The following is a 13,616-nucleotide window of genomic DNA, read 5'->3' as shown; positions in this document are numbered from 1 at the left end:
GGGGGTGGCGTCAAGGGGGATCTGGCTGGTCGGAGCCGCGCGCCACAGGCTGGGTTCATGACAACCGCCACGACTGCCACGACCGCTGCCACCGGGCAACCATCCGCCACCCGAATGACCGGACGCCAGGTCTCCGCTCTCCTGGTGCTTCTCGCGTCCCAGTTCATGATGGCCGCCGACTTCTCGGTGCTGAATGTCGCACTGCCCCGCGTGGGAGGGGACCTCGGGTTCACCGCGGGAAACCTGCAGTGGATCACGACCACGTTCGCGCTCTGTGCTGCGGGATGCACGCTGGTCTTCGGCCGTGTCGGTGACTACCTGGGGCGTCGGCGGATCTTCATCTCCGGCATGGCGGTGCTGGCTGTTGCCTCCCTCATCGGCGGCATCGCCACCTCTCCCGAGCTGCTGCTGGTGGCGCGCACCCTCCAGGGGCTGGCCACCGCGGCCGTCACACCGGCGGCGCTGGCCCTGCTCACCGCCACCTTCACCGAACCCTCCCTGCGCAACAAGGCGCTCGGACTCAACGGCGTGATGATGAGTTCCGGATTCACGGTCGGGGCGGTCCTCGGCGGGGTGCTGACGGATCTGCTGTCCTGGCGCTGGGCATTCTTCATCAACATTCCCGTAGCCATCGCGGCGATCGTCGTCGTGCCGCTCGTCGTCCAGGAGAGCAAGGGCGAGAGCCGCGGCCGCATCGATCTGCCCGGTGCGCTCCTGATCACCGTGGGGCTCTTCGCCGGGATCTACGGCATCACGCGCGCCGGTGAGGACGGGCTGGACGGTGTCTCGGTCGGCACCATGGTCGCCGCCCTGGTCCTGCTGGGTGCCTTCTGGAGCGTGGAGAGCCGCAGCGCCCATGCCCTGGTGCCCGTACAGGTGCTGCGGAAGCCGGAGGTCGCTCTCGGGAATCTGGCGGCACTGTTCATCTTCGGTGGCGAGACCGTGCTGATCTTCTTCACCGGCCTGTACGTCCAGAACGTGCTCGGACTTTCGCCGCTGGTGGCAGGCCTGGTGCTGGTCGGCATCGGGGTGGGCCAGATCCTCGGCGGCATGATCGGTCCGCGTGTCCTCGAGCGGGTTCCGCCGCGCACGATGCTCGGCCTCGCCCTGCTGGGACAGGGGCTGTTCATGCTGCCCGGCATCTGGATGACGGCACACACCGGCTGGCTGGTGCCGCTCATCGCCACCCAGTTCGTGAATGCGATCTTCTCCATGCTGGCGATGTTGTCCTTCATGGTCATCTCGACCTCGTCCGTCGACACGGACATGCAGGGAATGGCCACCGGTATGGCCACGCAGAGCCAGCAGGTCGGCATGGCCATCGGGATTCCGCTGGTGAGCGCGGTGTTCACCGTGCGCATTGGACACGGCTCGGTGGGCGTGGCCGAGGAACTGTCCGGTATTCACCTGGCCATCGGTGTGGCGGCGTTCGCGCAGATCGCCGTAGGGGTCCTCCTCTGGCCTGCCCTGGGCAGGCAGCCCCGGAAGCAGCAGGTGTGACGACCGGATCCCACCGCGGGCCGGAGAGATGGTCCGCCTCCCCGGCCCGCGGCATCGGCAGGTGAGATCCGAGGCGAACTTGCCGGAGTGGTCCGGCACTTCGAGAATTGATGGGTGGAGCACATCGTGAACACGGACCTGGGCAGTTATCTGCGGCAGATGCGCGAGCGCATCCGGCCTGAGCAGGTCGGGCTCGAGAACCGCAGATCGCGGCGGGTTCCCGGGCTGCGGCGCGAGGAGGTGGCCGCGATGGCCGGTGTGAGTCAGACGTACTACACCCGGCTCGAGCAGTCACAGACCGCGCACGCTTCGCCGCAGATCCTGCTGGCCATTGCCCGTGCCCTGGAGCTGGGCCCCGACGAGCAGGCGTATCTGCTCAAGATCGGCACCTCGGTTCAGGCTCCGCAACAGCAGGCGCCGCGGGCCGACCAGTTGAGCCCGTACACCAGGATGCTGGTGGGGTCGCTCGGTAACGCGGCTGTGGCCGTGCTGAACTACCGGTGCGACATTCTCGCGTGGAACTCCCTTTACCACCGGTTGTTCGCACCTCATCTGGACTTCGACCTGCCGGAGATCGCCGAGGAGCGTCCCAATCTCATCAAGCTGAACTTCCTCGATGAGAACATCCAGGCGCTGTACGGTGATTGGGCCCTGGAATCGCAGTCCAATGTCACCTATCTGCGGTTCATCTCCGGCAATCACCGGCACGATTCGCAGTTGGCCGGATTGATCGGCGAACTCACCATTCAGAGTGAGGAGTTCGCGGAACTCTGGTGCCGCCAGCGGGTGGCGAACTGCATCGAGGGAACGAAGCTCTTCGACCACCCGGTTGTGGGGGAACTCGAGTTGATGTACCACTCCGCGGATCTGCACGACGGGAATATTCTGAAGATCTACCACGCGGAGCCCGACTCCCCGCACGAGGCGGCACTGCAACTCCTCACGGTGGACCTGGATTCGGCCCGCTCCTGCTGAGTAGAGCCGTCACGCGCGGCTCGACGGGCCGGGGTGCGTACCGAAAGTGCCCACGGCCCGTCCACCGAACAGCACGCGGGCGCGCAGGAAACGGAGACGGACTGTCTCTCTTTCCGATCAGTACGGGCCCGTGCTCGCCGGCTGAGGCCAGGGCGCCGCGTCCGCCACCGCCTGGCGCCAGGTGCGGAGTTGGCGTGGCATGCCGGTGCCCACCACCGCGCGGACGGTGTTGTCCTCGCCCTCGGTGCCGCCGTAGACGGCCACGAAGCGGCGTTCCGCGAGGGAGCCCTCGACCACGGTGAACTCGCGGTCCGCGCTCGGGAGGCCGTACGACTGGAGTTTGAGGTCGTACTGGTCGGACCAGAAGTACGGGATCAGGGGGGAATGTGTGGGTGGGGATCCCGTGAGTGCCCGGCCGACGATCCGGCCGTGGTCCGTGGCCGTCATCCGGTGCTCGACCCGGTGGTGGCGGCCGGTGCGGGGGTCGCGCCAGGCGGCCACGTCGCCGGCGGCGAAGACTCCGGGCAGGGCCCGGCCGTGTTCGTCGCACAGCACGCCGTTGCCGAGCGGGATGCCGGAGCCGGCCAGCCAGCCGACCTCGGGTTTCGAGCCGATGGCGACGAGGACGATGTCGGCGGGCACGGTGGTGCCGTCGTCGAGTTCGACCTCGTGGACCCGTCCCGCCTGCCCGTGCAGCGCCCGTACGCCCGTACCGCAGCGCACGTCGACGCCGTTGGCGCGGTGTACGTCGGCCAGCATGCCGCCGATCTCGGTGCCCAGCGACCGGAGCAGCGGCAGCGGCTGCGGGTCGGCGAGGGTGACGTCGACACCCAGGCCGCGGGCGACGGCGGCGACCTCGGCGCCCAGGAAGCCGGCGCCGATGACGACGAGCCGGCGGGCGGTGCGTAGTTCTGTGCGGAGGCGCAGAGCGTCACCGAGGCCGCGCAGGACGTGGACGCCGTCCAGGTCGTGTCCGAAGGGCAGGCGTGTGGGTGTCACTCCGGTGGCGATGACCAGGGCGTCGTAGGTGAGGGAGGAGCCGTCGGCCAGGGCCACGGTCCGTGCCGCGGTGTCCACGGCGCTCGCCCGCACACCGAGCCGCAGGTCGAGGGCGAGTTCGTCGAGGTCGGCGCGGGGCCGCAGGGTCAGTCTGTCGGGCTCCCAGTCGCCGCTGAGGAGTTGTTTGGACAGTGGGGGCCGGTCGTACGGCTCCTCGGGTTCCTCCCCGATGAGCACGATCTCGCCGGTGTGGCCCTGGGTGCGGGCGCTCTGGGCGGTCGTCAGTCCGGCGGCCGAGGCCCCGACGACGACCACTCGTCCGGACGTCGTCATCTCACTCCTCGCGGAGGGTGATGGCGAGGGCGGGGCAGAGCTGCGCCGCTTCCCGTACGGCTTCGTACCGGTCCTCGGGAGGTGTTCCGTCCAGCACTACGACGATGCCGTCCTCGTCGCGCTGGTCGAAGACGTCGTCGGCTGCGAGCACGCACTGTCCGGCGGCCACGCACTTGTCCTCGTCGATCTCGATCTTCATGTGGGGGGTGGGTCCTTTCGGGGTGGGGTTCTTCACCGAGTCGCGGTGGGGTTCTTCACCAGGTGACGGGCAGTTCGGAGATGCCGTAGACGCCGGTCTGCCGGCGGAAGGCGATCTCGTCGTGGGGGACTGCCACCTTCAGGTCGGGGAAGCGCCGGAAGAGCGTGGGCAGTGCGATCTGCAGTTCGGCGCGGGCGAGGGGCTGGCCCAGGCACTGGTGGATGCCGTAGCCGAAGGCGAGGTGGTTGCGGGCGGCGCGGCTGAGGTCGAGTTCGTCGGGCAGGTCGAAGACGGCGGGGTCGCGGTTGGCCGACTGCAGCGGGATCACCAGGCCGTCGCCGGCCTTGACGGTGACTCCGGCGACCTCGAAGTCCTCGAGGGCGATCCGGCGCAGGCCGTTGTGCACGATCGTCAGATAGCGCAGCAGTTCGTCCACCGCGGTGGGCACCGACTCGGGCTCGGCGAGCAGGTGGTGCAGCTGGTCGGGGTTGCGCAGCAGCGCGACGGTGGACAGGCCGATCATGTTGGCCGTGGTCTCGTGCCCGGCGACCAGCAGCAGGGTGCCCATGCCCGCGGCCTGTTCGGGGGTGAGTTCGCCGGTCCGGATCCGCCGCACGACGAGTTCGCTGAACAGGTCGTCTCCGGGGTTGCGGTTCTTCTCCTTCAACAGCCCGAGCAGATAGTCCATGATCGCGTCGCGGGCCGCGGTGGCCGCCTCCAGGGTGGAGGTGAGGTCGACCAGCACCTTGGAGTTCTGCTGGAACACCTCCCGCTCGGAGTAGGGCACACCGAACAGTTCGCAGATCACGAGCGAGGGGAAGGGCAGCGCGAAGTTCTCGATGAGGTCGGCGGGCTGGGGCTGCCCGGCCAGTTCGTCGAGGAGCTGGTCGGTGAGCTGCTGCAGCCGGGGACGCATCGACTCGACGTTCTTGAGCATGAACGTGCGGGTCAGCATGCGCCGGAACAGGGCGTGGTCCGGGTCGTCCATGGAGATGAAGAAGCCGGGGGCCCGGGTCACGTTGCCCGGGCGTGGGGTGGGAAAGCCCTCGCGGGTGATGTCGGAGCTTGCCGCGGGGTGGGCGAGTACGGACCGGATGTCGTCGTAGCGGGTCACCAGCCAGTGGACGGGTCCGTGGGGGAGGGCGATCTTGCGGATCGGTCCCTCGGTGCGCCAGTGGGCGTATTCGCCCGGCGGATCAAGGGGGGAAGTGCCCCGGTCGGTGGGCAGTGTGGGGGGTGCGAGACCGGTGTCGGGCAAGGCAAGTACCTCCAGGCTCTGGTGAGCGTGTGGTTCCTCGGACCAGTTGGCTAACAGTGTTAGGCACCTGTCGTCAGACTACTCCCTCGTTTGCCAAGGCAAGGTCGCTATCCGGCCAAGAGTGCGGTCACCAGATCGTCCGCGAGGGCCGGCACGTCATCCGCGGTCCGATGGACGGGCAGTGCGACCCGCAGCGTGGTGATTCCGTGCAGCGCGGTCCACAGCAGGGCTCCGCGGCGGTCGGCGGACATCGGGGCGGGGGTTCCCTCCGTGCCGCCCGCGGACCTGGCGCGGGATGCGCGGGCGTCGCCCCACGGGTCGGGCTCCAGCTCGAACCCGCAGGCCGCGAAGGCCCGGGCCCACACGTTGACCAGCTTCATCACGGGGTGCCCGGCCAGCCGCTCCACCGGCAGCGCGGACTGCTCGACCCCGAACATCAGCCGGTAGCGCGCCGGGTTCTCCAGTGCGAACCGTCCGTACCACTGGACCATCGCCCGCAGCGCGCCCTCCGGGTCATCCGCCGGGTGCCGCTCGCCCACCGCGCGCAGTTCCGCGGTGAACTCCCCGTACGCCTTCTCCATCAGTGTCGCGACCAGTTCGGCGCGGTCCTTGTAGTGCAGGTAGATGCTGGGTGGCGCGATCCCGACCTCCCGGGCCACGGCCCGCAGCGACAGGGCCTCCTCGCGCCCGGCCTCCCCGAGCAGTCGCTCCGCCGCGAGCAGGATCTCCTCCCGCAGCTTGCCCCCCTCGCCCCAGCGATTGGGCGTACGGGCCTTCGGCTCCCCCGCCATGACTTCTCCTTCCGACCCGCACATCATCCATGACCCGTCGGGGCTCCAACCGGGACCGGATCCGGCTGAGGACCTTGATTTCCGTGCGGCGGAAATTGGCATCAACCCGTTCGAACGGACCTTTCAGGCAAGGGTGGGGATTCCGGGCCCGGTGCTGCCAAACCAACGTCACGGTGAATTCTCGAGTCATCACATCTTCATGGACGCGGCAGCGCGAGGACGTCCTGAACTGCTATTCATGGGGGTTAATTCATCTGCCATGGAGAGGTATTTCCGTGCGTTCATTAAGGGTACTTTTCACCGTCCTGCTGGCATTCGTCGGGGCGGTCACGATATCGAGTTCCGCCCAGGCGGCCGACGGCAAGTACGTGGCTCTGGGTGACTCGTACGCCGTCGCCCCCGGGACTCGGACGTACGACGACGCCGTCAACGACGTGTGCAGACGGGGCCCGCTGACCTACTCCCGGCTGTGGGCGGCCCAGCACCCCTCGGTCGCCTTCGTGGAGGCGTCGTGCTCCGGTGCGACCACGGCCGACGTGATCAGCACACAGGTTCCCCAACTGACCGCGGACACCACGCTGGTGACGCTTCAGGTCGGTGGCAACGATGTCGGTTTCGTCGATGTGCTGGCGACCTGCGTCCTCACCATCGACGACCGGGACTGCGTCAACGCCGTCGAGACGGCGAAGCAGGCCACCCAGACCACTCTGTCGGCCTCGCTGGCGCAGACGTACGCGGCGGTGCGGGCCAAGGCACCCAATGCGCGAGTCATCGTCGTCGGTTATCCGCGCTTCTACACCATCAGCGGGACCTGCGGCATATTCGGACTGAGTGACACCGAACGCACGGCTGTGAACTCGGCGGCCGACACTCTGGCAGGTGTCATGTCCGCCCGTGCGGCGGAGGCCGGTTTCACCTTTCTGGACGCCCGGCCGGTATTCGACCCGCACACCATCTGCTCAACCGGCACCGTCTGGCTGACCAGCCTGGAATGGGACAAAATCAATGAGTCCTACCACCCGAATGTCGCGGGTCACCGCGACGGCTATCTCGCGGCGTTGAACTCCCTGACCGGATGACCCGGCAGCCCGCATAGAGATACCGGGTGGGGGGGGGGGGCCCCCGGGGGGGGCCGCCCCCCCCCCGGGGGGGGGGGGGGGGGGGGCGGGGGGCCCCCCCCCCCCCCCACTGCTCTGCCGGTGTCCGGCCGGCGCGACGCCGCCTCAGTGCCGCCGAGCCAGCAGCGTCCTCGCGATCGCCGTCTGTTGGATGTCCGGGCCCTGCCCCGCCTCCACCCGCCACAGGGAGTTCTGGAGGACTCGGCCCAGGGTCCAGGCACGGGCGCGCTCGCGGTCCGTGCCAAGGGTTTCCGTCAGCAGGTCGAAGCGGCGGAGAAGGCGGCCCTCTCCGAAGCGGTTCCAGAGGGCGGGGAGCAGGTCGAAGGCGGGGTCTCCGGCGAGGGGTTTCGGGTCGATGACCAGCCAGGGCTCGCGGTCGGCGGCGAGGATGTTCTCGAAGTGCAGGTCCCAGTGCAGGAGGCGGCCGCCCGGTTCGTCGGCGACCTCGCGCAGTGCGGCGGCGCAGTTCCGCAGCAGTCGGCGGTCGTCCTCGTCGGTCAGCGCCGCCAGTACCGCCGGCAGGCGGTCGAACATGTCCGCCGTCAGGTCTCCGAGCCGCCGCAGCTCCGCCGGCGCCGGCAGGGATGTCAGCCGGGCGAGCAGGTCCGCGAGGATCGCGGTCGCCTCCATCACGTCCGGTACGGCGGCCAACGGGCGGTCCTCGTCGAGCCGTTCCAGGAGCATCGTGCCGGTGTCCGGGTCGTCGTCCAGCAGTCGTACGACACCGTCGCCGTCCCAGGTCCGCAGCGCGAGCGGCTCGCCCGCCGTCTCGTCGTCGAGGTCCTGGAGTTTCAGGGCGGCCCGTGTCCCGTCGCCGCACACCACCGGCAGCACGACCGAGACCCGCCCGCTCATCGGCCGCCCCTCCTGCCGCAGCCCCCACCGCTCCAGAAACTCCGCCCCCCGTTCCAGCAGCCGGACGTCCCGCACCATCACAATCACCCCATGAGTCGAGTTCCGCGCGCCGCCTGGTCGTACATCAGCCGTGCCCCGGGAACGTACATCTGGCTGCTGATCCTCTTCGTCACGACCGTGGCCGTGCACCAGATGTCGCCGGCGTTCGAGCAGGAATTCCTGCGACAGCGGTCCACCAACATCCACGAACTGTCGAGCAACCCGATCCGGGTGCTCTTCTCCAGTGCGATGTGGATCGACGGCGGGTACTGGCTGCCGTACGCCTTTCTGTACACCGTTTTTCACGCGCAGGCGGAGCATTGGCTCGGTACCGCTCGGTGGCTGGCGGTCTGTGTGGCCGCGCACGTCCTGGCGACGCTGATCAGTGAGGGGGCGCTGCTGCTGGCGATCCGGCACGGGATGGCGCCGCAGTCGGCGGTCAACACTCTGGACATCGGGGTGAGTTACGCGCTGGCGGGGGTGATCGCGGTGCTGACGTACCGGATCGCGGCGCCCTGGCGGTATCCGTACCTGGCGGTCGTGCTCCTGGTGTACGGGGTGCCGCTGGCGACCGGCCGCACCTTCACCGATCTCGGACATTTCACCTCGGTGCTGATCGGTCTGGCCTGCTATCCGCTGGTCAGAGGGCGCGGAAAAGCATGGAATCCGAAGGAGACACTGGCCGCCCTCAGGCGTTAACGTCCCCGCCATGAGCAGCAGCACGGTCAATGGCGGCATCTCCTTCTGGTATGCCGACGACGGCTTCCCCGCGCCGCGTGAGCCCCTGCCCGGTGACGCCTCCGCGGACGTCGTCATCGTCGGCGGCGGCTACACGGGACTGTGGACCGCGTACTACCTGAAGAAGGCGGCGCCCTTCCTCCGGATCACCGTCCTGGAGCAGAAGTTCTGCGGATACGGCGCCTCCGGGCGCAACGGCGGCTGGCTCTACAACGGCATCGCGGGGCGCGACCGGTATGCGGAACTGCACGGCAAGGAGGCGGCCGTACGCCTTCAGCAGGCCATGAACGAGACCGTCGGCGAGGTGGTGCGGGTCGCCGCGGCCGAGGGGATCGACGCCGACATCCATCAGGGCGGCGTCCTCGAAGTGGCCTACACGCCCGCCCAGTTGGCCCGTCTGAAGGCCTTCCACGAGCACGAGCTGTCGTACGGGGAGAAGGACCGCGAGCTGTACGGCGCGGTGGCGACCGCCGAGCACATCCGGGTCGCGGACGCGGTGGGGTCCACCTGGACGCCGCACGGGGCGCGCCTGCACCCCGTGAAGCTGGTCAAGGGGCTGGCCGCCGCCGTCGAGGCGCTCGGCGTCACCATCCACGAGCAGACGCCGGTCACCGAGATCCGGCCCAAGCACGCGGTGACTCCGTACGGCACGGTCCGCGCACCCTACGTCCTGCGCTGCACGGAGGGCTTCACGGCCTCGCTCAAGGGGCAGAAGCGGACCTGGCTGCCCATGAACTCGTCGATGATCGCGACCGAGCCGCTGACCGCCGAGCAGTGGGAGACCATCGGCTGGGAGGGGCGCGAGACCCTCGGCGACATGGCGCACGCCTACATGTACGCCCAGCGCACCGCCGACGGCCGGATCGCGCTCGGCGGCCGCGGAGTCCCGTACCGCTTCGGATCGCGCACCGACAACGACGGCCGTACGCAGCCCGCGACCGTCGAGGCACTGCGCGAGATCCTCGTCCGCTTCTTCCCCTCGCTGGCCGGCGTGGGCGTGGAGTACGCCTGGTCCGGCGTCCTGGGCGTGCCCCGCGACTGGTGCGCCACGGTGACCCTGGACCGTTCGACGGGCCTCGGCTGGGCCGGCGGCTACGTCGGCTCCGGCGTCGCCACCACCAACCTCGCCGCCCGCACCCTGCGCGACCTCGTCCAGCGCGACTCCGGACAGTCCGGCGAGACGGAACTGACCGGCCTGCCCTGGGTCGACCACAAGGTCCGCAAGTGGGAGCCGGAGCCCTTCCGCTGGATCGGCGTCCACGGCATGTACGCCACCTACCGCACGGCCGACCGACGCGAACTGACCACGCACAGCGCGGAGTCGTCGCGACTGGCCCGGGCGGCGGACCGGGTGGCGGGGCGGCACTGACGACTCGGGCCGCTCGGCTCGTAGAGCACACCGCACGGCTTGCAAGGCACAGCCGCACGGCTCGTAGGGCATCTGCTGTCCCCCGATACTCATGAGTGCTCTGTCGCACCTGTGTGCGAGCATCGCTTCATTGACCATCGAGCCGGGGGGCTCGACCTATCCGGGGGAATCAGATGCCCGAACCCTGTCCGCGTGCCCGCATGTCCGCGAGACGCACGCCCGCTTCGGTGCTGCTGCTCGCGCTGACCGTCCTCGTCGCGCTGCTGACGTCGACCGGCACGGGCTCGGCCCGAGCGGTGGAACCGGCGGCGGACGCCGAGTGCGCGCCGCTCGCCACCGCGCCGTTCGGTGACCCGGGCGAGGCGATCGGCAAGGCCACCGTCGCGGTCGACGGCAGCGCCTGCTTCACCGTCACGGCCACCGCTGCGGGCCTGCACCTGGTCTCACTCGACGACAGCTCCAACGAGGCGTACACGCAGGTCCTCTCCGCCGACGGCGCTGAAGTGGACTGCTACGACGAGGAGTTCTACGCCAAGGGCTGGTGCGACCTGCCCACGGCCGGCACTTACACCGTGAAGGTGATCAACAACGGCTGGGGAGACGCGCAGACGGCCGTCACCGTCGTCCCGCTCGGCTCCACGCAGGGCTGTGCCGACACGACAGGCACGAGCTGGGACCTGCCGACCGTGAGCCGTACGTCGGTGAGCCCGGTCGAGATCGACTGCCAGCCGTTCGAGGGCGAGGCGGGTGAGCGCGTCCGGCTCACCCACGGAACCAAGGTGTACGGCGACGACATCGCGTGGATCACCGACGAGACCGGCGCCCGGATCTGCCCGCACTTCCCCGAGGACGGCGAGGACAGTTGTGTGCTGTCCGGCGACGGCCCCTACCGGGTGCTGTCCCAGGTCTCGTACGGGGAGCGGGGCTTTCCCGCCGAGTTCGCCGTGAAGGTCCGCCGGCTGGACGACCCGCAGGGTTGCCGTACCGCGCCCGTGCGGCCCTATGGCCCCCTGGAACCGCAGGACTTCGGCACCAACCCCTGCTTCACGTTCACCGCCGACAAGGCCGGTTCGTATGTCGTCCACGACGTCGACGAGAGCGGGGAGACGAGCTCGGTCCAGGTGTACGACGCCGACGGCATGACCGTGTGCCGGGAGACGGACCCGTGCCGGCTGCCGGCCGCCGGTACCTACACCGCCGTCCTGGACGGCTCGTACCCCTTCAGTGACTCCCGCGCCGGGCTGATCGTCCTCGACCGTGCCTCCGGTGAGGGCTGCGTGGAGACCGGGATGGGCGTTCACCAGGGAGAGTTGAGCACGGCAGGGCAGTACGACTGCCTGGAGCTGGCCGCTCCGCAGGGCGCCGTGATCGCGGCACTCACCCCGCTCGGCTCCACCCCGGTCGACGCGACGGTGGAGGTGCTCGACAGCGACGGCACCGCGCAGTGCGACGCGGGAGAGCTCGCGTACGGCGACTGCGCCCTCACGGGCACCGCCCCCTACCGCGCCCTCGTGCACTCCGACGACGGCGTCACCCCCACCGGTCCCTACTCCGTGGCCCTGCACCGCACGGACGTCGAGAGCGACTGCCCCGTACTGCCTGCCGGAAGTTATGCCGACGGCGGTGCCAAGGCCACGCTGACCACGGGCGGCGGGGTCTTCTCGCAGTGCCTGAGCATTCCCGCCGACGCCCACACCGGCTCGGAGGTGTTCCAGCTCGTGGCCACGTCCGGCACGACCACCGCGGGGTTCTCCGTGGTCGACTCCACCGGCAAGCGCGTCTGCGACCGCGCCGCCACCACCAATGGCTGGACGATCTGCGGCCTCACCCCGGGCAAGGCTCACACGGTGCTCGTCACCGGCCGGGACAAGGCCGCCACATACACGCTGACCCGGCGTGACGTGACCGCGAGCGCCTCCTCCTCGGGCTGTCTGAAGACGGCTGCCGCGAAGGTCGGCGGTCCCTCCGTGGCCGGTTCGTACGACGTTCCGGGCACCCTGCGCTGCCACCAGGTCACCACCGACGCCGCGACCGACGTCGTGCACGTGGACGTGCGGGACGCGCTGGGCACCGCCAACATCGCGGTCCTGGGCGGCGACGGCGTCACCGAGTGCTCGTTCCGCAACCGCTCCTGCGCGGTCACCGGATCCACCACCCACCAGGTGCTCGTGCAGACCCCGGCCACCCTGAAGGCCGCGCCCGCCTACCACCTGGACGCCCTGCGCATCGCCACCGCCGACGGACCGGCGCCCGAGTGCACCGAGGTCCCTTCCGTCGCGTACGGGTACGGTCCTGTCACCGGCACCCTCGACGAGTCGCACACCGCCGTGTGCGCGGCGCTGCCCACGGCGAGCTCCGACCACTTCACCGCCGACATCAAGGACACCACCGGCGCCACCACCACGGCGGTGCCCGCCCTCTATACCGCGTCCTCCTGGACCAACGGCTGCTTCAACAGCTCGTCCGGCTACGAGTGCGGTGTATCCGGCGGGGCCTCCGAGAGCGCCCCGACCGTGTTCCTCCTGGGCCTGCCGGAGAAGGCGTCCAGCACCTCCTACAGCGCCAAGCTGAGCTGCTCGTTCGTCCAGTGCGGCACCGAGGACGTGACCGTCACCGCGGTGAGCCCCGGCACGGGTGCCGGCGGCGGCAAGGTCACGCTCAGCGTGACCGGCACCGCGCTCGGCGCGGACACCACGGTCCGGCTCAGCCAGAGCGGCAGGACGGTGACCGCGAAGACGGAGTCGGTGTCCGCCGACAACCGCACGGCCACGGCGACCCTCGACCTGACCGGCGCGGCCACCGGCGTCTGGTCGGTCAGCGTGCTCACCCGCGGCTGGGAGTATCAGCACGGCACCTTCACCGTGACCCAGCCCGAGCTGAAGAACACCGCCCTGCCCAAGGTGACCGGCACGTCGGCGGTCGGCGTCAAGGTCACGGCGACGACGGGGAGTTGGTCGGCCGCCCCCTCGTCGTACACCTATCAGTGGAAGGCGAACGGCACCGCGATAGCCGGGGCAACGGCCTCCTCGTACACGATCCCGGCGTCACTCCTCGGCAAGAAGCTGACCGTGACCGTCACGGCCGTCAAGAGCGGCTGGAAGAGCGGCTCGGCGACCTCGGCGGCGGTGACCGTCGCCAAGGGTGCCGCTCCGAAGGCGACGAAGACGCCGGTGATCAGCGGCACGGCGAAGGTCGGCAAGAAGCTGACGGCGGGCAAGGGCACATGGAGCCCGGCGGCGACCTCGTACTCGTACCAGTGGTACGCGAACGGGAAGACGATCGCCGGTGCGACCAAGTCCACGCTGGTCCTGAAGTCGGCCCAGGCCGGCAAGAAGATCACTGTCAAGGTGATCGCGCACCGCACCGGTCACAAGGACGGCTCGGCCCTGAGCAAGGCGACGAAGGCGGTCGCCCGCTGACGCGGTCACCGGCGGGTGCGGGG

At 69.6% G+C, this 13,616-nt stretch carries 11 protein-coding genes; 6 read left to right on the top strand and 5 right to left on the bottom strand.

Annotation, left to right across the window (positions count from 1 at the left end; genetic code table 11):
- The first annotated feature begins 57 nt into the window (after positions 1 to 57).
- Positions 58 to 1,500, top strand: coding sequence for an MFS transporter (locus ACFVKT_RS21920; protein ID WP_385733912.1), 1,443 nt, complete (start codon positions 58 to 60; stop codon positions 1,498 to 1,500).
- A 114-nt stretch (positions 1,501 to 1,614) separates the two neighbouring features.
- A complete protein-coding gene (locus tag ACFVKT_RS21915) occupies positions 1,615 to 2,475 on the top strand; it encodes a helix-turn-helix transcriptional regulator (protein ID WP_385733910.1) in 861 nt (286 codons plus the stop codon).
- 117 nt (positions 2,476 to 2,592) lie between these two features.
- Here ACFVKT_RS21915 and ACFVKT_RS21910 read toward each other — a convergent pair whose 3' ends face one another.
- The 4 genes from ACFVKT_RS21910 to ACFVKT_RS21895 form a co-directional block, all read right to left on the bottom strand.
- Positions 2,593 to 3,807 carry an NAD(P)/FAD-dependent oxidoreductase gene (locus ACFVKT_RS21910; protein ID WP_385733909.1) on the bottom strand — a complete coding sequence of 405 codons (1,215 nt, stop codon included), beginning with the start codon at positions 3,805 to 3,807 and terminating at the stop codon, positions 2,593 to 2,595.
- Position 3,808: 1 nt separating this feature from the next.
- Positions 3,809 to 4,006, bottom strand: a complete 198-nt coding sequence (locus ACFVKT_RS21905) for a ferredoxin (RefSeq protein ID WP_385733907.1) — start codon at positions 4,004 to 4,006, stop codon at positions 3,809 to 3,811.
- Between the two features lie 55 nt (positions 4,007 to 4,061).
- Positions 4,062 to 5,264 carry a cytochrome P450 gene (locus tag ACFVKT_RS21900; RefSeq protein ID WP_385733905.1) on the bottom strand — a complete coding sequence of 401 codons (1,203 nt, stop codon included), beginning with the start codon at positions 5,262 to 5,264 and terminating at the stop codon, positions 4,062 to 4,064.
- A gap of 107 nt (positions 5,265 to 5,371) precedes the next feature.
- Positions 5,372 to 6,055: a TetR/AcrR family transcriptional regulator gene (locus ACFVKT_RS21895; protein WP_385733903.1), complete on the bottom strand. Its 684-nt coding sequence runs from the start codon at positions 6,053 to 6,055 to the stop codon at positions 5,372 to 5,374.
- Between the two features lie 275 nt (positions 6,056 to 6,330).
- On the opposite strand from ACFVKT_RS21895, the gene ACFVKT_RS21890 reads away from it, so the two are divergent.
- The gene (locus ACFVKT_RS21890) at positions 6,331 to 7,134 is read left to right on the top strand and encodes an SGNH/GDSL hydrolase family protein (RefSeq protein ID WP_385733901.1); all 804 of its coding nucleotides are present in this window, start codon (positions 6,331 to 6,333) and stop codon (positions 7,132 to 7,134) included.
- Between the two features lie 144 nt (positions 7,135 to 7,278).
- Here ACFVKT_RS21890 and ACFVKT_RS21885 read toward each other — a convergent pair whose 3' ends face one another.
- The gene (locus ACFVKT_RS21885; RefSeq protein WP_385733899.1) at positions 7,279 to 8,106 is read right to left on the bottom strand and encodes an aminoglycoside phosphotransferase family protein; all 828 of its coding nucleotides are present in this window, start codon (positions 8,104 to 8,106) and stop codon (positions 7,279 to 7,281) included.
- Positions 8,107 to 8,118: 12 nt separating this feature from the next.
- Here ACFVKT_RS21885 and ACFVKT_RS21880 point away from each other — a divergent pair, with 12 nt between their 5' ends.
- From ACFVKT_RS21880 to ACFVKT_RS21870, 3 genes are all read left to right on the top strand, one after another.
- The gene (locus tag ACFVKT_RS21880) at positions 8,119 to 8,766 is read left to right on the top strand and encodes a rhomboid-like protein (protein ID WP_385733897.1); all 648 of its coding nucleotides are present in this window, start codon (positions 8,119 to 8,121) and stop codon (positions 8,764 to 8,766) included.
- A 10-nt stretch (positions 8,767 to 8,776) separates the two neighbouring features.
- Positions 8,777 to 10,174 carry an NAD(P)/FAD-dependent oxidoreductase gene (locus tag ACFVKT_RS21875; protein ID WP_385733895.1) on the top strand — a complete coding sequence of 466 codons (1,398 nt, stop codon included), beginning with the start codon at positions 8,777 to 8,779 and terminating at the stop codon, positions 10,172 to 10,174.
- 200 nt (positions 10,175 to 10,374) lie between these two features.
- Positions 10,375 to 13,593, top strand: a complete 3,219-nt coding sequence (locus tag ACFVKT_RS21870; protein WP_385733893.1) for a Tat pathway signal protein — start codon at positions 10,375 to 10,377, stop codon at positions 13,591 to 13,593.
- Positions 13,594 to 13,616 lie beyond the last annotated feature (23 nt).

The sequence above is a fragment of the Streptomyces sp. NPDC127595 genome, from assembly GCF_042671685.1.
GTDB lineage: Bacteria > Actinomycetota > Actinomycetes > Streptomycetales > Streptomycetaceae > Streptomyces.
This window is presented reverse-complemented; position numbering and strand designations above follow the sequence as displayed.